The organism is Sediminibacillus halophilus (assembly GCF_900103695.1).
In the GTDB taxonomy this organism is placed as follows: domain Bacteria; phylum Bacillota; class Bacilli; order Bacillales; family Amphibacillaceae; genus Sediminibacillus; species Sediminibacillus halophilus.
Genome location: NZ_FNHF01000002.1, coordinates 592425 through 616156, shown reverse-complemented (window position 1 = coordinate 616156; position 23732 = coordinate 592425). Strand labels below are relative to the sequence as shown.

Below are 23732 nucleotides of genomic sequence, written 5' to 3'. Positions count from 1 at the left end.
ACCAACTGATCCGGAGGTGAAAGGATGTATATTTTAAAACGGTTGATAACGATGCTTGTAACCATTTGGGTGATCGCCAGCTTAACTTTTTTCATCATGAAAATTATACCGGGTGATCCATTTGCTTCCGATGCGGACGTGCTGCCGGAAGAGGTTTTGCAAAATATTCGCGCAAAATACAATCTCGATGAACCGATACCGGTGCAATACGTTCTTTATATGAAGGATTTAGCCACATTTGATTTAGGTATATCGATTGAGTCGGAGTCTCGGACGGTCAACGGTATCATTTGGGATGGGGCTCCCGCTTCTGCACTGTTAGGGACCCAGGCAATGGTGATTGCGCTTATCTTCGGTTTGCTGTTGGGGATTGTGGCCGCTCTGAACCATAACAAAATGCTCGATTATTTTTCCATGTTTATCGCAATAGTAGGAATTTCGGTACCAAGCTTTATTTTAGCTCCTTTGTTGATCAACTATTTTGCTGTCGATTGGCAAATGCTTCCGGTTGCTTCGTGGGGAACATGGCAGCATTCCATTCTGCCCTCTGTCGCCCTGGCGGCGACCCCACTGGCAGTAATCGCCCGCTTTATGCGGTCGAGCATGCTGGAAGTAATGAACCAAAATTATATTAAAACTGCCGATGCGAAAGGACTTCCGACGACCAAACTGGTCATTAGACATGGTATCCGAAATGCCATCCTGCCGGTTGTCTCCTTTATTGGACCATTATTCGTGGCACTAATCACGGGCACATTCGTCATTGAAAAGATTTTTGCTATACCGGGGATCGGCCGTTATTTCGTCGACAGCATTTTCAACCGGGATTATCCGGTGATAATGGGGACGACGATTTTCTTCAGCTCCATCCTTGTGTTGACTCTATTCTTGATTGATATATCCTATCGGTTTATTGACCCGAGAATAAAACTAACGAGTGGAGGGGATTAACATGGAACCTAACCAAGTGGATGACTCTTTGTTTCGCCCCTTGTCAGCTGAGCGGAAGCAAATGGATCCAATTCAGCGTCCAAGTATGAGTGTCTGGAAGGAAACCATCCTCAATGTTTTAAAAAATAAAATGGCTGTGCTCGGTTTTTCCTTACTACTTTTTATTATCATTTTTGCAATTTTCGGACCGAAAATGGTGGCCTTTTCGCCCTCCGCTCAGAGTCTCACCGATACAAATCTAGCTCCGTCGAGCGAGCACTGGTTTGGCACGGATGATCTGGGCCGTGACGTTTGGTCGCGAACCTGGTACGGAGCGAGGGTATCGCTGACAATCGGTTTGGTTGCTGCCGCGATAGACATATTGCTGGGCGTAACGATCGGTGGAATTTCCGGTTATATGGCAGGAAGGGGCAAGACAGGAGATCGTGTCGACAGTGTGCTGATGCGGATTGTAGAGATTTTATACGGGATTCCTTATCTTTTGATTGTTATTTTGCTGATGGTCATTATGGAGCCTGGTGTTACCTCGATTATCATCGCACTGTCTGTGACAGGATGGGTGGGAATGGCCCGTATTATCCGCGGCCAGGTTTTACAGCTGAAGTCGCAGGAATATGTACTGGCTGCAGAAAAACTGGGAACCTCTCATCCAAAAATTATTTGGCGCCATTTAATCCCGAATACTGCAGGAATTATCATCGTCAATCTGACCTTTACCATACCGCAGGCAATTTTTGCTGAATCGTTTTTAAGCTTTCTCGGGTTGGGAGTACAAGCTCCGTTTGCCAGCTGGGGCACGATGGCCAATGATTCATTGGGCGTTATTCTTAGTGGGCAATGGTGGCGGCTGTTCTTCCCGGGTTTCATGATTTCCCTGACAATGTTTGCTTTTAACGCATTCGGCGATGGGCTGCAGGACGCTTTGGATCCACGAGCACGAAAATAGGAGGTGACCATGTGAACCATTTATTAGAAGTGAACAATCTAGAAGTGAATTTTAAAACTTACGGTGGTGAAGTCAAGGCGGTCCGCGACGTTTCTTTCCACGTCAACAAGGGTGAAATTATGGCAATCGTCGGGGAAAGTGGGAGTGGTAAGAGCGTCACCGTTCAATCGATTATGGGTCTGATTCCGATGCCGCCTGGAAAAATCAACAACGGAGAAGCATTGCTGCATGGTCAGGATTTGCTCAAGCTTTCGAAAAAACAGATGCAAAAGTTGAAGGGATCGAAAATGAGCATGGTGTTCCAGGATCCGATGACATCACTCAATCCAACCATGAAAGTCGGCAAGCAGATCGAAGAAAGCATTACGACTCATCAAAAACTAGGAAAAGCAGAAGTCAAAAAACGGGCAATGGAAATGATCCGTCTCGTCGGGATTCCCAATCCGGAAGAAAGATACAATCAGTACCCGCATGAATTCAGCGGTGGAATGCGGCAGCGAATCATGATTGCCATCGCACTTGCCTGCAGGCCGGAACTATTGATTGCCGATGAGCCGACTACGGCACTTGATGTAACGATTCAGGCGCAAGTACTGGACTTGATGAAAGATTTGAAAGAAAAAATGAATACTTCGATTATTTTGATCACCCATGATTTGGGTGTGGTAGCTGAAACAGCGGAACGGGTTGCTGTCATGTACGCCGGTGTTATTGTTGAATCTGGCACTGTTGAAGAGATATTTAGCAATCCGCGCCATCCTTATACATGGGGATTACTTGAATCGATACCGGATGTCAACAGTGAAACGAAAGAGCGGCTGGTCCCCATCGAAGGGTCGCCTCCCGATTTATTTTCACCGCCCAAGGGTTGCCCGTTTGCCCCAAGATGCAAATATGCAATGGATGTCTGTGTTGAAGCGATGCCGCCTGGCTTTGAATCTGAGGAAGGGCACCAGGCGAAATGTTGGCTGAATGATCCGCGTACACCGAATGTGGAAGAGTTGATAGCAGCCGGGAGGGAAGAACATTGACTGAAACCATCATACAAGTAGAAGAAATCAAGAAGCATTTCCGGCTGAATAAAGAACAAACAGTTAAGTCAGTCGATGATATATCCATTTCAATCCGGAAGGGTGAAACATTCGGATTGGTTGGCGAAAGTGGCAGCGGAAAGTCGACATTGGGGAAAACTATTGTCGGTCTGCAGGCCCCCACTGCTGGAAAAATACTTTACAACGGTAAGGATGTCAGCAGCTTAACGAAACAAGAAAAAAAGGATGCTAATAGGGAAATTCAAATTATTTTCCAGGATCCACAGGCCTCCCTTAATCCAAGGATGAGAATCGGCGACATTGTTGCCGAAGGAATGGATGCCCATGGGCTGGCCAAAGGAAAGCGGCGTGAAGAACGTGTTTACCAATTGCTGGAACGTGTCGGTTTAAGGCCAGATCACGCCAAGCGGTATCCCCACGAATTTAGCGGCGGACAGCGCCAACGTATAGGGATTGCCCGTGCCTTGGCCGTTGAGCCTAGTTTTATCGTCGCTGATGAACCGATTTCTGCTTTGGATGTATCCATTCAGGCCCAGGTGGTCAATCTGCTTGAGGATTTAAAAGAACAGGAAGATCTCACTTATTTGTTTATTGCTCATGACTTGGGGATGGTCAAGCACATCAGCGATCGGATCGGCGTGATGTACTTGGGAAGGATGATGGAACTGGCTGATAGTGATGCATTGTTCGCTGATCCGCTCCACCCCTATACACAGGCATTGCTTACAGCCATTCCAGTAGCTGACCCGCAGGTGAAGAGAAGGGAAAGAATTGTCATTCATGGTGATCCGCCGAGCCCTGTAGATCCACCAAGTGGGTGCCGGTTCCGGACCCGTTGTCCATTTGCAATGGATATTTGTGCTGAAGTGACTCCGAAATGGACAGAAGTTAAGCAGAATCATTGGGCATCATGCCATCTTTATCAACAATAAGGGAGGAATTTTTATGAAAAAATGGTTGTCGGGATTTTTATTGGTATTGGCAGTCGGCTTGGTACTTGCTGGATGCAAAAGTGAAGGGGCAGCAGATCAAGGTTCCACGGAGGATATCGATCAGGAAATCGTGGTAAATGCGATGAGCGAGCCGCCGGATTTAGACCCGGCTCTTGCCACAGATACGACATCTGGCTGGGTGCTGGATCATGTGTTTGAAGGACTGTACACCAAAGACAAAGAGGGAAACCCGGTTCTCGGAACAGCAAGCGATGTACAAGTATCGGAAGATGGGAAGACCTACACGTTCACCATCCGGGATGATGCCACATGGTCTGATGGGTCTCCAGTGACCGCTCAGGATTTCGAATATGGGTGGAAACGCGTGTTGAATCCGGACACGGGTAGTTCATTTGCCTTCTACATGTACTATATTAAAGGGGCGGAAGCTTATAATAAAGGTGAAGCCTCCGTTGATGATGTCGGAGTAACCGCAAAGGATGAAAAGACATTGGTGGTAGACTTGGAAGCACCCCTCGGCTACTTTGACGAATTGCTTACCATGTGGACTTTCTATCCTGTCAAACAGGACGTTGTCGAATCAGATGCCAATTGGTCTGCCTCTGAAGATACGTATGTAAGTAACGGGCCTTTCAAGCTGACGTCTTGGGAGCACGACAGCCAAGTGGTAATCGAGAAAAATGAAGAATACTGGGATAAAGGTGTAGTCAAACTCGATAAAGTAACTTATGAAATGGTCAATGACGCCACGACTTATTATCAAATGTTCAAGACCAATGAATTGGATTTAATTCAAACGTTGCCGACTGATGTCATTGATCAGGAAAAGGATTCGGAAGAATATAAAGAGACACCTTACTTCGGAACTTACATGTATATGTTCAATGTAGACAAGGAGCCATTCACCAATGCCAAAATCAGACGAGCCTTTACCCTGGCGGTAGATCGCACATCACTTACTGAAAATGTATCTAAGGCTGGTGAAACGCCTGCGTATGCTTTTGTACCCGAAGGAGTAGAAACACCTGAGGGAGATTTCCGGGAAATCGGCGGTGCTTATTTTGAAGAGGATGCCGAGAAAGCGAAGCAATTGCTTCAAGAAGGAATGGAAGAAGAAGGATGGGACGAACTGCCAGAAGTAACGTTGCTGTATAACACATCTGAAAACCATAAGAAGATAGCGGAAGCTGTACAGGAAATGTACAGCAAAAACTTAGGGGTAGATATTAAATTGTCTAACCAAGAGTGGAAAACATATTTGGATACAACGGAACAAGGCAACTTCCAAATGGCTAGAATGGGATGGATTGGAGTTCTGGTAGATCCCGTTGTCATTCTTGATTACTATTTGGGAGACAGCCCGAATAATCGGACTAATTGGGTTAATGAGGAATATGACGAGTTAATTGCGCAGGCTAAAGTAGAGCAAGATGAACAAAAACGATATGATCTGCTGCACCAGGCAGAAGAAGTATTGATGGAAGACTTGCCGTTCAATCCGATTTATCATTACACCAATACGTATCTAACCTCTCAAAACTTCAAAGATATCGTTTACCCGGTCAACCGGTATCCATATTTGAAGTGGGCACAAAAGGTTTCTGAATAACAAGCCGGAGGCGCAGAAGGGGTCGATTGTCGATCCCTTTCCTGCTTCTCTCGAAAGGAAGGTAGGGCATGAAAGGAAGATCACTGCTTTTTTTCGTTTCCATTGCTGCATGGATTGGTGCGAAATACTTGTTGTCTTTCCGTTTGCTTGAATGGGTGAATCTTACGTTTTGCATTGGACTTTTACTATTGATTCTTGCTGCAGTTACTGTCGTCTTACAAACAGGCTTTTTGACCCCCTTTTTTAAAGGTTTTCGTCTGATAGCCTCATCGTTAGTCAGGAAGTCACAGGCGATGGAGCGGGTAGATACTTACTTGGCAGACGACTGCGAATTACAAAATTTTAAACAAAGGACCATCCAACTAATTGGTCAAAGCTCTTTAGCGACAGGGGCTGGCTCTTTGCTTGTCTCTATCGTTGGGCTGTTTTTTCTATAAAAATAAGTGTAAATCAAGGTGATTCGTTATTCCCTTTTCTTTGTTCACCCTTTGCATTCTACTATCATACTACTTAATAGCAGCCTTCTTTTTTTCCAGTTTATGATAGGCGCGTCACTCTTTTTTCTTCTATCTTTTTTACTCCAGCATAATAATAGAATAAATGAAAAAGAAGGAGGAAGTGGCGTGAAAAGGAAAAATGTTTTGGACGAGCTTGAAGATCAGTTAAAAAAAACGTGTGCTAGTTACGGGATTGCAGCAACTCCGTCCAAGGACTTTATGCAATTGTGGGCGGAGTTAATAGAAAAAATGGATTCAGGGACAAAACAGCTACTCCAAATTCGTTTGCAGGAAGATATTGCGGAAAACAGAGGAATTGTTTTTCAACACATGCTTGATATAATGCAACAAGAAAAAAATTCATTTTCAAAGAAGAGGCAGTGTATTGGGTAAAAGCTAAACGTTAAACGCAGGTAGTAATTTTTTGGTCCGTGGATGGAATTTATAAACAGAAAGAATGAAACCGTAGCAGTATTTGTCAAAACTGTGTCGAGAGTTCCCACCGGTTAGAACGGTAGATTGGATGTTACACTATTATTATATATCTGTTAAATAAGAAAGCATGAATGCAATTGCATTCATGCTTTTTGAGTTATACCAAGTCGTCATCCACCCTGATAATCGTAAGGGTGGCGCCCGCACCGTCTTGCAGGACTGCTGCTCCCAGAAGTCCGAACAATTCGAGGCTAATAGTACTGCCTGCTGCTAGTGGTACGATTGCATCGCCATTGAAATTAGAAAGTGTCAAAACAGGATTAATAGTGGTTGCTTCTACAGGTGTACCGTTGATGACTAATCGGGAACCTAATAACAATCCGGCTGTCAAATTAACGTTATAGGATAAATAGTAACGTCCTGCTTCAGGTACTGTAAATACTGTATTGGCAGCATTGGTTGTTACTCCGTCTAATGTTTGAGCATCAGGTAAAGGTACAGGCGTTCCTGCTATTACTACGGCAACGGTGTCTCCACCTGTATTTGCTGCAAAAGCGGAGGTTTCCGTTACGGATGCAGCTGTTGGTCCAATCGGCCCACTAGGCCCAGTAGGTCCGGTAGCGCCGGTAGGTCCAGTAGCCCCAGTAGGTCCGATGGCGCCGGTAGGCCCAGTGGCCCCAGTAGGTCCGGTAGCGCCGGTAGGTCCAGTGGCCCCAGTAGGTCCGGTGGCGCCGGTAGGCCCGGTAGGTCCGGTAGCGCCGGTAGGTCCAGTAGGTCCGGTAGCGCCGGTAGCACCGGTAGGTCCAGTGGCCCCAGTAGGTCCGGTGGCGCCGGTAGGCCCAGTAGCGCCAGTAGGCCCGGTAGCGCCGGTAGGTCCAGTAGGCCCGGTAGGTCCGGTGGCGCCGGTAGGCCCAGTAGGCCCAGTAGGTCCGGTAGCACCGGTAGGTCCAGTAGCGCCGGTAGGTCCAGTAGGCCCGGTAGCGCCGGTAGGTCCAGTAGGCCCTGTTGGTCCATCAGGGTCGGTTCCATCAGCCTCTAATAAACTAATGTCATCAACGAAAACGAATGGGGCGTTTAAAGCACTGAGCGGCTTACTGATAATCACCTGTGCTTGCGTAGTCCCAGCTGGAGCTTCATCTGTTGTTTGATAAACTTCAAGCCATGTATCATTGCCCCCATAAGGTATATTATCATAGGAAACTTCAGTATCCAGTCCTGTTCCAATCACGGTATCTGCTGCATTCAAAAACAACACTTGAAGATTGATGATAGGACTTGGTTGGAGCGTACTTTTAGACAAGGATACAAGAAGCTCATAGCTTTCTCCTTCCTCAGCGGGAACGTTTTGAACCAGGGAGGCAGTCACAGTACTGTTAGCAAACCTTGCGGCATAATCTCCGGTATGGACAGGTTCTAGCACAATATCTGTGTTGACAACTTGCCAACCTGTAAAATCGCCGGTTTCAAAGCCACCGTTTACTATAAGATTATTGACTGACAAATGATATCCTCCTTTACAACTATATATTGACGCATGGAGTATGCTCATAACGTCAACTCACCATTATAGTATGTAAAGTAGATAAGCTTGTTCAGGCTAATCCCCTTACTGAACTTTAAAGAAGGAAAATGTGCGTATTGCCTTTTACCCGGATTTAGGAAGGGGAGTAGGATAAAGAATCAGAAAAGGGAGGTTTTTTAGAGAAGGAAAAGCGGAAGATATTCACTGTTCCGGTTGTTGGGAACCATGAGTCAAATAGGCCGATAGGGTCGTTAAATTATAGATAACAAATGGTAACTATTACTTAATAGAGTCTCTTAGGAGTTCAGTGTACCGTTTTCCTGAGATTGTATCCTTAATCAATATCATTTTTGAAAAAACTCACAACCTTTTCTATTCCCTGTTTCCAAATTAAAACTGTCTTGTTGTATAATTGGTAAGCTGATGAGAATGAAGTAAATATTACTCTTATGCAATGAAAGATAAGTATTATTAGAAAGGGAGAATATTTTTGATAGCTGGAATTGATCCGTTTATTTTACAATTAGTAATAATTCCTTTTATTGTTATAGGGTTAGGTCTTCTGGCGGCTTTTATTACTAAAAAAATTACAATAGGAGTCATAAGTACTTTGGCAGCAAACATGTTGTTGGAATTGGTATTATTTGAGGGTGGTTTATCCACTTGGAATGTTTTCTTCCCTATAGTTACATTAACTATTTTACTGCTTTTTGCAAAATGGTTTAAGTCCCAAACAAACAGTTGACATATTACTATACTTAACACAAGCGGGAAATCATCCCAAGTATCAGTGTCTAACTGATACTTGGGATATTTTGATTTGATTCCGCAGCATCCAATTTTTGGCTCACCAGGCGGATAGGGATGAATAGCTCTTCAAGACGGTTCATTCCTTCTCCACTTATATCACCAACCGCTGTAAAATAGATAATCAAATAGTCAAAACCATGAATTCATGGATAAATCCTCTTCGGTAATCCAATCCAATAGTTTTATTCCACATAATTTTGACAGTCAGTTCAAGAAAATGCCCATCTTAATCTATTAAATCTGTTCAGTTTTGATAGCAAGAAATGACTTCTTCCTCCTAGTTAATTGTCATTTTATGTTAAAAAACAGCCTATAAAATGGTAAACTAGAATTAGAGAATCAATTTTCGGACAGGAGGGGTTGTCATTAGATGGATTTTCGCTGCAATAGGGATTGGGCTACTCAGTTCTATTTCGAGTTGTTCTGCCACTGGTCAGGGAGAATATCGAGAAATAGAACAAACAGCAAGTGAAAAACTAGGAGCGGAAGTACACATCGTGGAGCCTGACGGTTACTCATTATTAGAAGCAAAACTTATTTACGACGATGATAAACAATATTATAAGATAAGCTTGGGATATGGCAGTGAAAAAGGAAAAAAAGAAAAAGACGAAGAGGGAAAAGACAAAAAGGAACAAGTGAACTTTATTTTTGGTCCATATAAAGGAAGGAAAGGGTTCCGGGCCACGATTGAACCTAGAAAAGAAGACTTTGACTTAGAGGAATATGCTGCCAACATGGCTAATGATCGAATAGAACTGACGGAAGTAAAGGGACACAAGCTGGCCATAACGGAAATAGAGATGGCGACGCGTCAGTTTTGGGTGACGATATTGTTTGAGGATATCGTTTATAAGCTAGTAATTCCTTTGGAACAGGAAGGGAAGGGGCTTAGCAAAGAGGCGGCCTTTAAGTATATTGAAAATGTCATTCAAGCAAATGAAGCTTGAATAAGTGTATCACATGAAAAAAGCACCGCCTCTTCAGCGATGCTTTTTCCAGTTAATTAGTTAGAAAGATCCTTCATAAATTGTTTCCTTGAGAGGACGGCGGGGAGAAGGCTGCTCCCGTTCTTGAAGGTTTTCGGGCAGATCAGTCTTTTCGCCTTGATAGCCAATGGCTACGACTGCATGGATTGCATAGTCTTCTGGAATGTTTAGTACTTCACGAGCTTTTTCTTTGTCAAAACCACCCATTGGATGGGTTGCCAATCCTTTTAAAGAAGCCTGCAGAGCCAAGAATCCCCACGCTGCCCCTGTATCAAAAGCATGTGGAGCATTTTCTCCGACTTTATCATCCGTTTTTTTCGAGATGATCAGTGTTAAGACGGGAGCCTTATCAGCCCATGTCCGATTGCCTGGAAGAATGAACGAACGGAATTTCTCCAAATCTTCATTTGTTCTTGCCAGGATAAACCGCCAAGGTTGGATGTTTAGCGATGAAGGGGCCCACCGTGCAGCTTCAAAAACGCTGAATAAGACATCCTCCGGTACCTCTTTATCTGTGAAAGATCGAGGAGACCATCGGTTGACGAAGAGCGGGTCAATATCATAACCGGCTTTCCGGTATTTTTCAATTTCGGGAAGAACTTTTGTGGAGCTCATTCTTTATATCCTCCTTTAACTAATTTCTGATGTAAGAATCAGTATAGAAAAAATACCATTTGACATCAAGATAATTGCTTACCAATTCACTCGGAATAAAATAATGCCAGAGCCTTTAAGAGGGTATATTATTCATCTGACGGACGGAAGTGTACCGAAATTAGCCTAATGTTTCCTAAACTGCATATAACTCAATAAGATTGACAGAAAGAGGATATGCCGAAAAACAAAATCATGAAGCGCGTGCATCGCAGTTGGTGGTTGGGGCAGGTTTTTTGAAAATAATAAATGTAGGGAAAACCGCCCATACCGGACGGTTTTCATAATAGATACCATGCTTATAAAATTTTACTTAAAAAGCCTTGTGTTCGTTCATTTTGAGGATCGACAAAAACCTGCTCTGGGTTGCCTTCTTCTTGAATAATCCCTTCATCCATGAAAATAACACGGTCTCCCACTTCTCGTGCAAACCCCATTTCATGGGTAACGACCACCATAGTCATGCCCTCATCAGCAAGGTCTTTCATTACCTGTAGAACTTCTCCGACCAATTCGGGGTCAAGTGCCGAAGTAGGCTCATCGAACAACATATATTTCGGGTTCATTGCGAGGGCACGTGCGATGGCCACTCTTTGTTTTTGTCCGCCGGATAGACTGTCTGGATACGCATCGGCTTTATCGGACAAACCAACTTTTTCAAGCAAAGGAATAGCCACATCCTTTGCTTCCCTGTCGGACATTCTTTTTACTTTAATTGGGGCAAGCGTAATATTTTCCAACACGGTTTTATGTGGGAAAAGATTAAAATGCTGAAATACCATGCCGACATCGGTCCGCAGTTTGTTAATATCGGTTGCCGGGTCAGTCAAATCTGTACCGTCGATGAGTACCTGGCCGGATGTGATCTCTTCCAGAAGGTTTAAGCAACGTAGCAGCGTACTCTTTCCAGATCCTGAGGGGCCAATCACACACACTACTTCTTTTTGTTTAATAGTGGCGTTGATTCCAGAAAGTACTTCAACGTCACCGAACGATTTATGCAAGTTTTTGATTTCTATCATTTATACATCCAGCTTCCTTTCTAAACGTCTTAAAATGATGGAGGTCGGAATCGTAATTATTAAGTAAAGAATACACACCATAACGAGTGTTTCAAAAATCTCATAGGTCACATTGTAATATTGTTTTCCCATGTATAGAACTTCATGGACTGCAATGACCGAAAACAAAGAAGTATCCTTCAGGCTGATGACAAATTGATTTCCGAGTGGCGGAATCATTCGTTTAAAAGCCTGGGGCCAAATAATGTAGCGCATTGTCTGTTTTTCAGTAAGGCCCAGCGAACGGCCTGCCTCACGCTGTCCTTTTTCTATTGAATAGACAGCACCCCGTACGATTTCAGCTATGTAAGCAGCTGCATTGATCGTAATGGCGATAATCGCCGCTGTCAGTGCATTAATGCTTAGCCCGATTAAATCCTCGGTAAGGCCATAATAAATGAATAGTACTTGAGCCAAAATCGGCGTGCCCCGTACGACTTCTACATAAACGGTACAAATTCCCTGGATCAATTTGTTTTTAGAAAGCTTGCCAAGCCCGACAAGTCCTCCAAGTATAAAGCCCAGGAATAGACCGGCAATTGTAATTAAAAGTGTCATTTTCAGCCCTTCGAAAAGGGTTGGCAATGAGTTTATATAAGGTGACTCCAATATAGCTTCGATCACGTGTGAATCTCCCCTTGATTGACTAGGCATCCGGAAACCAAAGTGTCGATCCGCCAGACGCGCTTTATTTTGGAATGAAAGTTACTTGTTTGAGCAATAGATATAAATTGCGATACCATATTAGGTTGATTAATCTCTAGCATACGTATGGTGTAATTTGAATGTTGATATAAAACAAGAGCTTTTTAAAATAGAAACTTTCTAAAAAATAGCGCAACAAGCTTTTGCTTGTTACGCCTGATAAGTATCTAAACGTTCCTCTTGGAGGGTCGGCATGGCTTATTCAGGTTCTGTGCCGAACCACTTTTTATAGATTTCATTGTAAGTACCATCTTCTTTTAAGGTAGCAAGCGCATCATTCACCGAGTCAACTAGCTCGGAGTCTTTGGGAAAAGCAATTCCATAAGGCTGTCCCTCTAATACGTCGCCAACTGTTTTCAGCTTTCCTTCTGCATTCTCTTTAATGTAATATTGGACGTTCGGTAAGTCGTAAAGCACAGCATCTAGCCGATCTTTTTCCAGATTCATATAAGCAGTTACGATTTCGGGATACGCGACAACTTCCGCATCTGTATTAGCATTCAAATAAGATTCGCTTGTCGATCCTTGTCGGGCTCCGACTTTCAACCCGTCGACATCATCGATGGATTCGATAGTTGATTCCTCCGGAACGGCAAGAATCAAGCCCGAGTCATAGTAAGAGTCGGAGAAGGAAATGGTTTCCTTCCGTTCGTCGGTAATGGATATTCCGGCGATGCCAATCGGAAATTTCCCTGATTGCATAGAGGCAATCAGACCATCGAATTCCATTGTTTCAAATTCCACATTAAAACCTGCCTCATCGGCAATGGCCTTGATTAAATCAATATCGAAGCCTTCCATTTCCCCGGTCTCTGGATTTTTGTATTCAAAAGGCTGGAAATTGGCATCTGTGGCAACCGTGTATGTTTCTCCGTCTGTCGTTTCTCCAGAAGTTTCGCCTGATCCGCATGCTGTCAACAATAATAAAAATAGAATCAGTGCAAAAATCCCTAAATACGTTTTTTTCATGCTTTTCTATCCCCCCTATTTTTAACACTCTTTCATTATCCCAAAAATTTAGAAAATGATAAATTTTTAAAATAATCTATATGAGCGATTTAAATATGATTTTTGAGCGTTAGGCCGATATAGAATGGAAAAAAGGCAGAATAGCTATGTATTCGTTTGTTTTTCTTTAAATCGTTTACAATGGTTCACGGGCAATGTTCTAAGAGCCGTGTGAAAAATTTTGCTGTAAATGCAGCAAGTTGGTTGAAGAAAAACCGAAAATGTATTATTATTTTCTATGTGCTTTTAAAAGACTTGCTGGTGTAGCACAGCTGGTAGTGCACTTCACTCGTAATGAAGGGGTCGGAGGTTCGAGTCCTCTCACCAGCACTCGTATATGGAGAAGTACCCAAGTCCGGCTGAAGGGGATGCACTCGAAATGCATTAGGGCGGGTTACCGCCGCGTGGGTTCGAATCCCACCTTCTCCGCCACTTTATTTCATCTATTCTTCGCATTTTATTGCTGCCTTCCTCATTCATTCGAATCCATTTACTTTTAGTCGAATTTTCTAATTAATCCGTAATAATTCCAGTCTGTCCTTCAGGTGGGATTTTTTAATAAGCTGTAGACTACATCAGAAGCGAGGCGTTACAAATGAACATAGGGATCATCAATTTTGAAATGGCACCAGCAGGTGTAAATCAACTATTACATAAAGTGATTTCTGAACTTTTGCAAGCCCATACAGTCACTGGGATTCGTCTTGATGCCCAAACAGGTTTGCTTACTTATAAAGATTATGAGGAGGAAAATGTCGCTGGTACGTTTGTAGACTTTAGGAACTTACTGCAGCTTTCCCCTCTGACAGAAGATATCACTGTATTCGATACGTTGGCAGATTTTGACGCTATCCTGGTGATTGGCCCACAGCAGGCAGAAGCCTTTGTTAGAGCGTTAAACGAGAGGCTGGATCGAACAAACTGCTTATTTATCCCTGTATCTATTTACCGTAATGTAGTGGAAACGGATCAGTCTTTGGGTTATGACACGGCGATTAATTATGTGATTGACAGTATCCTAAGGATAAGGGATACGATTGATTCACTGAAATATCCCAATCCGCGTTTGTTGGGAGTACAGATGGAAGGCAATGTGCCTCACCAGGCGCTGGATGAAATGGCGGTTGCGATCGGTGGACATGTCCTGAACCATGACTTTGATGAGCAAGAAGTCGATGGACTGAAGAAAGCATTGCGAAAAGAGTTTGCTTCTGGACAGACATATGCTTTTTTGCTGTTTGACGAACGTATTGACGCTAAACGCATTCCCGGCGAGTTATTGACAGATATCGCAATCGATTGGAAAACACATAAAATCGATGAATCCCTATGCATGGGACCAGAACCGACTGCTGCGGACCGCATTCTGGCAATGAAAATGGCTGGAGGGATCGTGGACTGGTTACGCAACAGCCAGTCCAGTGGAAAGTTGCTTGTTAAATCAAGAAAAGCAAAAGTTGAATTGTATTAGGACCATCAATCGGCAGCGTATCGAGAAGCGCTGCCGATTTTTATATTATTTTCAGAGCCTAAATGGTATTGGAATCGGGTATCCTCCTAGTAAGGTGTTCGGGGAAGGAGGTACCCTTTTGAAAAGATTTCATTCTATTGATTTAGGCAAATTTTTTGCCATGCTGGGAATAGTGTTTATTCATGCCCGGGCATTTGAAGCAGTCCAGGTCGGTGAGGTGGACGGCAGCCAACTGGATACTGTCCTAAAAGTGTTCGCCAGGTTCAGTGTGCCTTTGTTCTTTATGGCTTCCGGTTTTCTGTTTTCAATGAAAACAAATAGTGGGAAGCGCCCGTATCACTATTTTCTTTCCTACATAAAAAAAATCGTCCTCTTGTATATTTCCTGGTTTTTGATTTACGCATTATACGATTATGGGAAGATTGTCTGGCAGAGCGGGGGATTGATAAATCAACAAACCCATGAATACATCAGCAGTCTGCTAACCAGTGAGGTCTTTGTTTACGGTGTCAGTCATACTCAGTATCATCTCTGGTTTTTACCGGCGTTAATTTGGGCAACGGCCATCGTCTTCTGTTTCCAACGTTTGCAGGCGGCCGGGGTGCTGCTGACAGCCAGTTTTTTTCTGCATTTACTCGGCTTGACCGGTCAGGGGTACTCCCAACTGTATGAAATTCACTTCAATACAAGAGACCCTTTCTTTTTCGGCTTGTATTATGTGTCTCTCGGAAGTTTTATTGGTATGAACTATCAGAAATCTGAGGAATTGGCCTCACGAATCAGCGGTCCTATTTACGCAGTGGTAATCCCGGCCCTGTTTTTCATGCAGTTAGTGGAGCGAAACTGGACGATGGAACAATTGGACGGAAGCAATGAGGAGTACTTTTTTTTTACGATTCCGCTAAGCTTAACCATATTTGCCGCTTTGCTTAAGTACCGGAATTTAGGGAAAGGGACCTTTTACAACAAAATTGGCAAGAATACAATCGGGATTTTTGTCATCCATCCGCTAGTCATCAGTTTGTCGCATCTCGCTTTGAAGGCACTCGGACTCCAATGGTGGAAGCAGCATCTCCTTTATGGAATATTATTTGTTCCTTTTGTTTACTTCAGCTCTTACTTTTTATATCAATGGTTGCAATCGGGAAAAACGATTCATTGGGAAGAAAAACAGTCTCTAAAGAAAAGTTGATTATTGGCCGATATTAATGTAAGAACTAGGATTTTAGATAGATGAAAAATTACGGGGATTGGGAAAATCTTATTGAAAAATCAGGTTTAATAGTCTAATATTACTAGATAATAACGTCTGTCCATTGTTAACATTCGCATCCGGAAATTGAACTTGGTATCGGGGATAGGGATGACAGATGGATAGAAAACAGGGGGAATCGCTATGCAGACAGCAATCAAAACGATCATCTTTCAACTGAAGCAGCAGCAGTATGGTGTAGATATTCAGCAAGTGCGCTCCATTGAGCGATTAGATGATGTGACGGAGGTACCGAACACTTCTGATTTTATCAAAGGTATTATCAATTTGCGTGGCCAAGTGATTCCGATTATCGATTTGAAAGAGCGTTTGAATTTGGGAAATCAGGATTATAGTGAGGAAACGAGAGTCCTGATTATCGAGATTGAAGGGGTTACGGCAGGATTGATAGTAGATGAGGCAAAAGACGTGATTGACATTGATCCGGAAATTATCGACCCAACGCCAAGTATGGCTGGAGGAGTTCATTCCGAATTTTTAAGAGGTGTGGCAAAATTGGAGGATCGATTGCTGATCATGCTTGATTTTGCAAGCATCTTTGATACAAGAGAGATGGAGGAAGTAAAAGAGATAAACGAGGACTAATTACAACAGAGCGGGGGATATTATGAAGAGCGTACTCGTAACCGATGACGCAGCCTTTATGCGATTGCAGCTCAAAGATATTTTAGGTAAAATTGGGCTGGAAGTAATTGGAGAAGCAACAAACGGCCAGGAGGCAGTTGAAAAATATAAAGAACTGCAGCCGGATTTGGTGACTATGGACATAACCATGCCGGAAATGAACGGGGTGGAGGCATTACAGGCGATCAAACAGTTGGATGAGGACGCGAACGTCGTCATGTGCTCGGCCATGGGCCAACAGGCAATGGTAGTGGAAGCAATCAAAGCTGGCGCCAAGGATTTTATTGTCAAACCGTTTACGGCGGAAAGAATTGAAGCGGCCTTGCAAAAATTTCTATGAAAATGACCTATACATATAGAATAGCATGCAAAAGCAGACCTTATTCCATAAGGTCTGCTTTTTTATTTACTTTGTGACACTTTATTCCTTTCTCACTTGATTAATAATAAACAAAAATATACAATGTTTATATAAAAACAAACAAAGTTAGGTTGTGTTTATATTTGGTTAGTGAAAATAGCTTTTGGGATGCTACGGTCGATGAACTTTCAAATGGGTACATCCAATCAGATGATGACTATGTATGTCTCTTATGTGGCGAAAGGTTTGTAGATGGGATTATTTATCCAATGGGTGGGATATTGTACGAAGCGAAAAAGGCAGTTGCTGAGCATATAAAGGAAGACCATTCGTCCGTGTTCGATTATTTACTTAAAATGGACAAAAAATACACTGGGTTATCAGACCATCAAAAAGAGTTACTACATTTTTTTAGTAAGGGATTAAGTGACAAAGAAATCGTTAAGGAGCTAGATGGAGGTAGTCCGTCGACGATTAGAAATCATCGATTTAAACTAAAAGAGAAAGAAAAACAGGCTAAGGTTTTTCTGGCGATCATGAAATTATTGAATAAAGAGGCAGGTCAAACGAAGGATCATTTTGTTCATTTTCATAAGGAGGCGAAGATGGTGGACGAACGCTATGCAACCACAGAAAAAGAGAAACAAAAGGTTTTATCTACTTATTTTAAACAAGGGATTGACGGAAAATTAGATACGTTTCCAAGCAAGGAAAAAAGAAAGCTGATTGTATTACAAAATATAGTAAATCATTTCGAGCGTAATAAAATTTACACAGAAAAAGAAATCAATGAGATATTAAAAACAATTTACAGTGATTTTGCGACCATTAGAAGATATCTTATCGAGTATGGGTTCATGGGGCGCAGTAAAGATTGTACGGAGTATTGGATAAAGAATTAAGGTAAAGATGGCATGCCATCATTTTTGCATTTTTAAGAGGTGATTAACGAACAGGCTTTTTCTAGAACGATAAACTATTTCGAATTTCTTTCTCGGAATAGGTGCCAGAAGTCAATATAGTCTGAGAAGTATAATCAAGGTTGAGATATGAAATAGGGAGGAAATTAATGTAAAAACCAGAGCCTGAAAGCTCTGGTTTATCAAATCAGTCAAACAACGGGCTAACTGAACGGTCCTCAAACACTCTGGTAATTGCATCACTCATTAATGGAGCAACTGACAACTGGGTAATCCGTTCGAGGTGTTTTTCTTCCGGAATCGGGATACTGTTGGTGACAATTAATTCTTTCAAATCGGAATTGTTGATTTTATCAATGGCGATACCGGATAGGACTGGATGCGTGCAACAGGCGTAAACTTCTTTGGCGCCTTTTGCCATCAATGCTTTCGTTCCACTGGTCATGCGTGTCCCGGTATCAACGATGTCATCGACCAGGACAGCTGTTTTCCCCGCGATATTTCCGACGATGTTCGATTCCCCGACTTCTGTTTCACGGGGACCACGTTTATCAATAATCGCTATAGGTGCTTTCAAATGATCAGCAAGCTGCCGTGCACGTGATACACTCCCATGGTCCGGCGATACGACGACAACGTCCTCAAGCTGTTTTTCCTGCAAATAACTTGCCAAAATCGGAATGCCGGCTAATTGATCGACCGGAATGTTGAAAAATCCTTGAATTTGTGGCGCGTGCAGGTCCAACGATATGACCCGTGAAGCACCGGCTTCCTGAATCAAGTCTGCGACCAGCTTTGCAGTGATCGGTTCCCTCGGCCGAGCTTTGCGGTCTTGTCTGGCATATCCATAATATGGGATGAAAATATTGATCGTTTTAGCCGAAGCTCGTTTTAATGTATCAATCATGATCAATAATTCTAAAATATGTTGGTTTACGGGTTCACTAGTAGATTGGATGACAAAAACGTCGTATCCACGGACACTTTCTTCAATACTAATTCTTACTTCACCGTCACTAAAGGTTGTCACCGTACTTTTTCCAAGCTCTACTCCCATATTGTCGGCTATTTCTTCAGCCAGCGGCAAGTTGGAGCTCAATGAAAAAACCTTCATTTTCGATTCCTGGAAGTCTCTTGACACACTTGATTCCTCCTTGTTTACAGAGCTATGCTGCTTTTATGTACCATTGATTTGTCAGTTAACATCTTGTTCATGTATGGGTTTTATTATCTCAAAAACAACTGGGGGAAACAAGCTGTAAGCAGTGTGTCGATTACTAGACGTCTACCTAGAAAGGAAGTCTTGTTTGCAAATAGATGGCTCCCCATCCATTCGGCTTAAAGTTACCCGAATTCCAATCATCATCTGTGATAGAAAAATAGATTTACATGTTAAGCTTTTCCTACACGAAGGAAAGGAGAAGGCGTTCTCTGAACAAAGTGTTTATCGATAAAGGCGAGGACTTCATCGTTTCCTGGAAGGGTTACAGTTTCAATTGCCTCTTCAACCGGCAGCCATTTGTACTCACTATGCTCATGATTGAGCCGTACATGTTGCCAACTGCCGACATAACCGACAAAAACGGGTGCCATATAGATGTATTCCTCATGCGGTGAGTAAAATTGATCGAATTTGTTGGAAGAATACAAGCTAACGTCATTTATGCCAGTTTCTTCTTCAATCTCCCGGCGGGCAGCTTCCCATGCTTTTTCTCCCTGTTCGATGCCGCCCCCAATGTAACACCAGGCACCATCCAGGATGTTGCTTGCCCGTTTAACCAATAGTACATGGTATTGGCCGTCGATTTCTTTTAACAGAACGGCCGCAATTCCTCGGCAACTGATTGGAACTTCAAAAATAGTTTGTGACATTAGGTAATCTCCTTTTGCTATTTATTTAAAAATGGTGGCTTTCTAGGCTTTTGTTTTTTCAGGCTTGAACTTTAAACCATATTTCTACTATCTAGACTGTGGAAAAAGAAGGCCTTCTTTGCAGCTTTACTAGTGCAGGCAGCAGACTCGGCAAAAATACGTAAAATGTTCCCCTAGGCTTTTGACCTTATTAAATGGGGCTGTTGCAGTGTATCCATTTCGACTTGTTAAAAGGGAGAAACATTCTCTCTATCTACTATATTAGCATTATTTACCAAGCGGGAAGAGGGGACCACAAAAAAACAGCCTATCAAAAAACATTCTGATAGACTGTTTCAGAATTCCGTTCTTATGATTGGACGACAGCCTGGCGGATGACTTTTTCCATCATGTCAGTATTGGGATAATTGTTCCGGCGATATTTTTCTATGGTCTTCTCCACATCATAATCAACTTTTCTGATCGTAGTGCTAACCGATCCGTCCTTGATATCGACAATGGCGTATGACGCTTTAGCAATTCCATCGAATGGAAGTCCGACACTTCCAAGATTGACAATCGTTTTTCCTTTGATTGTCCGAACGTAGGATTTATGAATATGGCCATACAAATAGAGGTCTGCCGGTTCTTTCAGCAAATTGGTTCCGATTGTGGTGTCATCAGCTTCTGACGAAACTACCTTGAATAAACTGTCAGGTGTGGCGTGAAAGGCATGGATGAATATGCCGTCTATCTCCAATTTCTTATGGTGTGGAAGTCCGGCTAAATAGTCAACATCATCCTTCTCAAGCTGTGAAACCGTCCAGTCCCGCTCCTTTTTCATAAGTTCCAGTGCTTTATCCGGCACTTCTCCTTCCTTGATTCCCCGGACGACCCATTCGTCTGCATTTCCTTTAATTACATCGGTATCCAGATTGCGGATAAGTCCGACTGAACGTTTTGGCTCAGGTCCGCGAAAAGCAATGTCGCCCAGAACGATGATTTTATCTGCCTGCTGCGTTTCGATATCCTGAAGTACTGCATCGAGTGCATCGGCATTACCGTGGATATCTGAGATATATGCAACCTTCATGCTCATCTCTCTCCTTTGCAATAAGTGCTTCGTTTATCGTAGCAGATTTTCTTTGCCCATAAAAAAATAGTGCTGCCATCCATCTTGTTCCCGGGTGTGTTCAAAAGGAAAACCACCGCATGGGTGGTTTCATATTGAAGATGAATTCGATTGATTGGAGTATGTTGAATTGGCGTTTTCATAAGCTTCTAGAAGCAAGTCAACGATATGGACAGCCCTTATCTGATCGGACAGCCCTTCTTTTTCAATGCCCAATTTCATTTGCAGCAGGCAGCCTGGGTTGGCCGTAACGATTGTTTTCGCCTTGGTCGCTTTTGTCTGTTCCATTTTGTAGTCAAGAATCTGCATGGACATCTCTGTTTCGACAAGGTTATAGATGCCTGCCGAACCACAGCAGCGGCCAGCATCTTTCATTTCTACATATTGTGCTCCATCGATGGAAGATAACAGTTTCCTTGGCTCCATGAATGTTTTTTGCACATTCTTCAAATGGCAGGAATCCTGGTAAGTGATGATTTCATCTTGAAGTGACAAAGGGAGTTTTTCAAACCCCAGCTCGACTAAAACGCTGGATATATCTTTTATCTTGCTGGAAAAAGCTTCAGCACGGGCCTTCCACTCCGGCTCATCCTTCAATAGATGACCGTAATCGACTAAAAAGGCGCCACAGCCGCCAGCATTGGTAATAATGTAATCAATTTCGGCTTCTTCAAATGCCTCGATATTTCGTTTTGCCATCTTCTTTGCCTGCTGTTTTTCCCCGCTATGACCATGCAGAGCACCACAGCATGCCTGGGCTTCTGGAACGACAATTTCACAGCCTGCATACTGGAGAAGCTTCGTCGTTGCATCATTGGTCGGGAGAAAGACAGTGTCCATTAAACAGCCAGCAAAAAATGCGACACGTTTTTTTAAAGGAACTGTCGGTTGGAAATGCCGTTGCCTTTGTTTCATGGATTTGCTAGTCGGAACATCCGGCAATACTTTTTCCATCAACTGCATTGATTCCGGGAGTAGTTTCATCGCTCCGGATTTTCTGGCCACAGTCCGCAGGCCCGAACGTTGATAAAAGCCGATCAGGCCGGTGAGTCCGATCATGCGCTGTTGGTGGGGGAATAAACCCTGAAATGCCGCCTTACGGACGACTTTGACTGGTATCGACTGTTGTTGATTTTGATAGATGATATCCCGAGCTTGTTCCAGCAAATGTCCATAATTGACGCCCGATGGACAGACTGGTTCGCACGCCCGGCAGCCGAGGCACATATCCAGTGAGCGCTTGACATCTTCATCTGGTTCTATATCCCCGTCTACGACCGCTTTCATGAGTGCGATTCTCCCACGCGGGGAGTGGGCTTCATCCTTACCGGATTCCATATAGGTTGGACAGCTGGGCAGGCAAAAGCCGCAGCGCATGCAGTTCAGTAATTCATCATAATCCATTTTTTCCTGGAATTGTTGTTGGATCCGTTGCTTCTCTGCTGTTTTCACTGTTTCACCACCACCCGTTTACGATTTTCATTAGCAAACATCTTTCCCGGATTCATGATATTTTTCGGATCGAATGCTTGCTTGATGGACTGCATTGCTCCTACTCCGGCATCTCCAAGCTTTAGATGCAAATAAGGAGCCTTCATGGCACCGACACCATGCTCGCCGGTTATTGTTCCGCCAAGTGCTACGGCGGTCGTGAAAATTTCTTCAAAGGCCTGTTCGACTCGCTCCATTTCCTCTTTGTCCCGGGCGTCTGTCAAACAGGTAGGGTGCAGATTGCCGTCACCAGCATGTCCGAATGTGCAAATTTCCACTTGATGTTTTTCAGCAATCCGATTGATAGCTTCAACCATGTTGGCAATCTCCGAACGGGGGACTGTTGCGTCCTCGAGTATAGTGGTCGGCTTTAACCGTGCCAGTGCCGATAAAGCGGATCTCCTCGCCGAGCGCAGTGCTTCTGCTTCTATTTCGGAAGCGGCCATGCTAACCTCGATGGCCTGGTTGTCTTCGCAAATCGAGACAATTTTGGCGATGTCTTTTTCGACAACTGCGGCGTCGCCATCCTGTTCGATCAACAAGACGGCTTTTGCGTGGGTCGGCAGACCGATATTGGAAAAGTCTTCGACCACCTTGATGGTAGGCTGATCAAGAAACTCAAGTGTAGCCGGGATGATTTTGCTGGCAATGATTTTCGAAACGGTGCGGGCAGCGGCATCCATGTCTTCATAAAGAGCAAGGACCGTCTTTTTTGTTTCCGGCATGGGAATTAGTTTCAACGTAGCTTCTGTGATAATCCCCAGGGTTCCTTCAGAGCCGACAAACAGTCTTGTCAGATCATATCCAGCTACGTCTTTTGCCAACTTACCGCCGGTGCGGATGGTTTCTCCATTTGGAAGGACGATCTCCAGCCCCATTACATAATCACGGGTCACCCCATATTTCAGTCCGCGCAGACCGCCGGAGTTTTCGTTAATGTTCCCGCCGATTTGCGAGATCTTCATCGAGCTTGGGTCAGGAGGGTAAAACAATCCTTTTGCCTCGACAGCCTCCATCAATTCCAGCGTATTTACGCCTGGTTGTGTGGTTACAGTTAAGTTTTCTTCATCAATTTCCAAGATTTTGTCCAAATGTTTCATCAGTAGGACTACGCCGCCTTGAAGCGGTGTCGTTCCGGCGCTTAAGTTGGTACCGGATCCTCTCGGGACAATAGGAATCTCCTGTTCATTACACCATTTTACAACTTGCGATACTTCGGCAGGTGTCCGGGGAGACACAATTGCATCGGGCATTGCCTGAAACTGGGGAGTGGCGTCAAAGGAATAAACCAGCTTACTGGCCTGGGAGGTTTCTACATTTTCTTTCCCGACAATAGCGGCCAGTACTTCCAATTCATTTTTTGCAAGCATCGACATTCTCCTTATCTGCTATCTTATTTTCTTTAGTTTAATCGCAA

24 protein-coding genes and 2 tRNA genes are annotated in these 23732 nt (G+C 43.5%); 16 read left to right on the top strand and 10 right to left on the bottom strand.

Annotated features, from left to right (window positions below; all coding sequences use genetic code 11):
- The first annotated feature begins 24 nt into the window (after positions 1-24).
- The 7 genes from BLR82_RS09945 (at position 25) to BLR82_RS09915 (ending at position 6401) form a co-directional block, all read left to right on the top strand.
- The gene (locus BLR82_RS09945) at positions 25-951 is read left to right on the top strand and encodes an ABC transporter permease (protein WP_074598824.1); all 927 of its coding nucleotides are present in this window, start codon (positions 25-27) and stop codon (positions 949-951) included.
- 1 nt (position 952) lies between these two features.
- The gene (locus BLR82_RS09940; RefSeq protein WP_074598823.1) at positions 953-1897 is read left to right on the top strand and encodes an ABC transporter permease; all 945 of its coding nucleotides are present in this window, start codon (positions 953-955) and stop codon (positions 1895-1897) included.
- An 11-nt stretch (positions 1898-1908) separates the two neighbouring features.
- Positions 1909-2928 (top strand): ABC transporter ATP-binding protein, encoded by a 1020-nt coding sequence (locus tag BLR82_RS09935; protein ID WP_074598822.1) that lies wholly within the window; start codon positions 1909-1911, stop codon positions 2926-2928.
- Positions 2925-3881: an ABC transporter ATP-binding protein gene (locus BLR82_RS09930; protein ID WP_074598821.1), complete on the top strand. Its 957-nt coding sequence runs from the start codon at positions 2925-2927 to the stop codon at positions 3879-3881. The genes BLR82_RS09935 and BLR82_RS09930 overlap by 4 nt, the downstream gene beginning before the upstream one ends.
- 13 nt (positions 3882-3894) lie before the next feature.
- Positions 3895-5511 carry a peptide ABC transporter substrate-binding protein gene (locus BLR82_RS09925; protein WP_074598820.1) on the top strand — a complete coding sequence of 539 codons (1617 nt, stop codon included), beginning with the start codon at positions 3895-3897 and terminating at the stop codon, positions 5509-5511.
- A gap of 68 nt (positions 5512-5579) precedes the next feature.
- Complete coding sequence (locus BLR82_RS09920) at positions 5580-5948, top strand: DUF3899 domain-containing protein (protein WP_074598819.1); 369 nt, start codon at positions 5580-5582, stop codon at positions 5946-5948.
- 186 nt (positions 5949-6134) lie between these two features.
- On the top strand, positions 6135-6401 hold the full coding sequence (locus tag BLR82_RS09915; protein ID WP_074598818.1) for a hypothetical protein: 267 nt from the start codon (positions 6135-6137) through the stop codon (positions 6399-6401).
- Between the two features lie 199 nt (positions 6402-6600).
- Here the strand turns inward: BLR82_RS09915 and BLR82_RS09910 are convergent, their stop codons facing one another.
- The gene (locus BLR82_RS09910; RefSeq protein WP_074598817.1) at positions 6601-7944 is read right to left on the bottom strand and encodes an NTTRR-F1 domain; all 1344 of its coding nucleotides are present in this window, start codon (positions 7942-7944) and stop codon (positions 6601-6603) included.
- 511 nt (positions 7945-8455) lie between these two features.
- Here BLR82_RS09910 and BLR82_RS09905 point away from each other — a divergent pair.
- Positions 8456-8710 (top strand): hypothetical protein, encoded by a 255-nt coding sequence (locus BLR82_RS09905; RefSeq protein WP_245693751.1) that lies wholly within the window; start codon positions 8456-8458, stop codon positions 8708-8710.
- Between the two features lie 562 nt (positions 8711-9272).
- Entirely contained in the window at positions 9273-9725 is a 453-nt protein-coding gene (locus tag BLR82_RS09900) for a hypothetical protein (RefSeq protein WP_074598815.1), read from the top strand.
- 60 nt (positions 9726-9785) lie between these two features.
- Here the strand turns inward: BLR82_RS09900 and BLR82_RS09895 are convergent, their stop codons facing one another.
- The 4 genes from BLR82_RS09895 to BLR82_RS09880 all read right to left on the bottom strand — a co-directional run bounded on the left by BLR82_RS09895 (position 9786) and on the right by BLR82_RS09880 (position 13153).
- Positions 9786-10379 carry a nitroreductase family protein gene (locus BLR82_RS09895; protein WP_074598814.1) on the bottom strand — a complete coding sequence of 198 codons (594 nt, stop codon included), beginning with the start codon at positions 10377-10379 and terminating at the stop codon, positions 9786-9788.
- Positions 10380-10717: 338 nt separating this feature from the next.
- Positions 10718-11440, bottom strand: coding sequence for an amino acid ABC transporter ATP-binding protein (locus BLR82_RS09890; RefSeq protein WP_074598813.1), 723 nt, complete (start codon positions 11438-11440; stop codon positions 10718-10720).
- Entirely contained in the window at positions 11441-12100 is a 660-nt protein-coding gene (locus BLR82_RS09885) for an amino acid ABC transporter permease (RefSeq protein ID WP_245693764.1), read from the bottom strand.
- Between the two features lie 282 nt (positions 12101-12382).
- On the bottom strand, positions 12383-13153 hold the full coding sequence (locus BLR82_RS09880) for a transporter substrate-binding domain-containing protein (protein WP_074598811.1): 771 nt from the start codon (positions 13151-13153) through the stop codon (positions 12383-12385).
- 296 nt (positions 13154-13449) lie between these two features.
- On the opposite strand from BLR82_RS09880, the gene BLR82_RS09875 reads away from it, so the two are divergent.
- The 7 genes from BLR82_RS09875 to BLR82_RS09845 all read left to right on the top strand — a co-directional run bounded on the left by BLR82_RS09875 (position 13450) and on the right by BLR82_RS09845 (position 17823).
- Positions 13450-13522: transfer RNA gene (locus tag BLR82_RS09875), tRNA-Thr, on the top strand.
- 9 nt (positions 13523-13531) lie between these two features.
- Positions 13532-13624 (top strand) — tRNA-Ser (locus BLR82_RS09870).
- A gap of 163 nt (positions 13625-13787) precedes the next feature.
- On the top strand, positions 13788-14663 hold the full coding sequence (locus tag BLR82_RS09865) for a 6-phosphofructokinase (RefSeq protein ID WP_074598810.1): 876 nt from the start codon (positions 13788-13790) through the stop codon (positions 14661-14663).
- A 118-nt stretch (positions 14664-14781) separates the two neighbouring features.
- Positions 14782-15855 (top strand): acyltransferase, encoded by a 1074-nt coding sequence (locus BLR82_RS09860; protein WP_074598809.1) that lies wholly within the window; start codon positions 14782-14784, stop codon positions 15853-15855.
- A gap of 204 nt (positions 15856-16059) precedes the next feature.
- A complete protein-coding gene (locus BLR82_RS09855) occupies positions 16060-16521 on the top strand; it encodes a chemotaxis protein CheW (RefSeq protein WP_074598808.1) in 462 nt (153 codons plus the stop codon).
- A 22-nt stretch (positions 16522-16543) separates the two neighbouring features.
- Entirely contained in the window at positions 16544-16900 is a 357-nt protein-coding gene (locus BLR82_RS09850; RefSeq protein WP_281242179.1) for a response regulator, read from the top strand.
- Positions 16901-17064: 164 nt separating this feature from the next.
- The gene (locus tag BLR82_RS09845; protein ID WP_074598806.1) at positions 17065-17823 is read left to right on the top strand and encodes a DUF2087 domain-containing protein; all 759 of its coding nucleotides are present in this window, start codon (positions 17065-17067) and stop codon (positions 17821-17823) included.
- Positions 17824-18028: 205 nt separating this feature from the next.
- On the opposite strand, the gene BLR82_RS09840 is transcribed toward BLR82_RS09845, so the two are convergent.
- From BLR82_RS09840 to glcD, 5 genes are all read right to left on the bottom strand, one after another.
- Positions 18029-18955: a ribose-phosphate diphosphokinase gene (locus BLR82_RS09840; protein ID WP_139186947.1), complete on the bottom strand. Its 927-nt coding sequence runs from the start codon at positions 18953-18955 to the stop codon at positions 18029-18031.
- 278 nt (positions 18956-19233) lie between these two features.
- A complete protein-coding gene (locus BLR82_RS09835; protein WP_074598804.1) occupies positions 19234-19713 on the bottom strand; it encodes an NUDIX domain-containing protein in 480 nt (159 codons plus the stop codon).
- Positions 19714-20062: 349 nt separating this feature from the next.
- Positions 20063-20785 carry a metallophosphoesterase family protein gene (locus BLR82_RS09830; RefSeq protein ID WP_074598803.1) on the bottom strand — a complete coding sequence of 241 codons (723 nt, stop codon included), beginning with the start codon at positions 20783-20785 and terminating at the stop codon, positions 20063-20065.
- A gap of 129 nt (positions 20786-20914) precedes the next feature.
- On the bottom strand, positions 20915-22228 hold the full coding sequence (locus BLR82_RS09825; protein ID WP_074599113.1) for a (Fe-S)-binding protein: 1314 nt from the start codon (positions 22226-22228) through the stop codon (positions 20915-20917).
- A gap of 44 nt (positions 22229-22272) precedes the next feature.
- The gene (gene glcD / locus BLR82_RS09820; RefSeq protein WP_074598802.1) at positions 22273-23685 is read right to left on the bottom strand and encodes a glycolate oxidase subunit GlcD; all 1413 of its coding nucleotides are present in this window, start codon (positions 23683-23685) and stop codon (positions 22273-22275) included.
- Positions 23686-23732 lie beyond the last annotated feature (47 nt).

Bases quoted from the DNA above. Each gene is read 5' to 3' on its own strand.
- BLR82_RS09945 (WP_074598824.1), top strand. From the start codon at position 25: ATGTATATTTTAAAACGGTTGATAACGATGCTTGTAACCATTTGGGTG.
- BLR82_RS09940 (WP_074598823.1), top strand. From the start codon at position 953: ATGGAACCTAACCAAGTGGATGACTCTTTGTTTCGCCCCTTGTCAGCT.
- BLR82_RS09925 (WP_074598820.1), top strand. From the start codon at position 3,895: ATGAAAAAATGGTTGTCGGGATTTTTATTGGTATTGGCAGTCGGCTTG.
- BLR82_RS09920 (WP_074598819.1), top strand. From the start codon at position 5,580: ATGAAAGGAAGATCACTGCTTTTTTTCGTTTCCATTGCTGCATGGATT.
- BLR82_RS09895 (WP_074598814.1), bottom strand. From the start codon at position 10,379: ATGAGCTCCACAAAAGTTCTTCCCGAAATTGAAAAATACCGGAAAGCC.
- BLR82_RS09890 (WP_074598813.1), bottom strand. From the start codon at position 11,440: ATGATAGAAATCAAAAACTTGCATAAATCGTTCGGTGACGTTGAAGTA.
- BLR82_RS09880 (WP_074598811.1), bottom strand. From the start codon at position 13,153: ATGAAAAAAACGTATTTAGGGATTTTTGCACTGATTCTATTTTTATTA.
- BLR82_RS09865 (WP_074598810.1), top strand. From the start codon at position 13,788: ATGAACATAGGGATCATCAATTTTGAAATGGCACCAGCAGGTGTAAAT.
- BLR82_RS09855 (WP_074598808.1), top strand. From the start codon at position 16,060: ATGCAGACAGCAATCAAAACGATCATCTTTCAACTGAAGCAGCAGCAG.
- BLR82_RS09850 (WP_281242179.1), top strand. From the start codon at position 16,544: ATGAAGAGCGTACTCGTAACCGATGACGCAGCCTTTATGCGATTGCAG.
- BLR82_RS09840 (WP_139186947.1), bottom strand. From the start codon at position 18,955: ATGAAGGTTTTTTCATTGAGCTCCAACTTGCCGCTGGCTGAAGAAATA.
- BLR82_RS09835 (WP_074598804.1), bottom strand. From the start codon at position 19,713: ATGTCACAAACTATTTTTGAAGTTCCAATCAGTTGCCGAGGAATTGCG.
- BLR82_RS09830 (WP_074598803.1), bottom strand. From the start codon at position 20,785: ATGAAGGTTGCATATATCTCAGATATCCACGGTAATGCCGATGCACTC.
- BLR82_RS09825 (WP_074599113.1), bottom strand. From the start codon at position 22,228: ATGGATTATGATGAATTACTGAACTGCATGCGCTGCGGCTTTTGCCTG.
- glcD (WP_074598802.1), bottom strand. From the start codon at position 23,685: ATGCTTGCAAAAAATGAATTGGAAGTACTGGCCGCTATTGTCGGGAAA.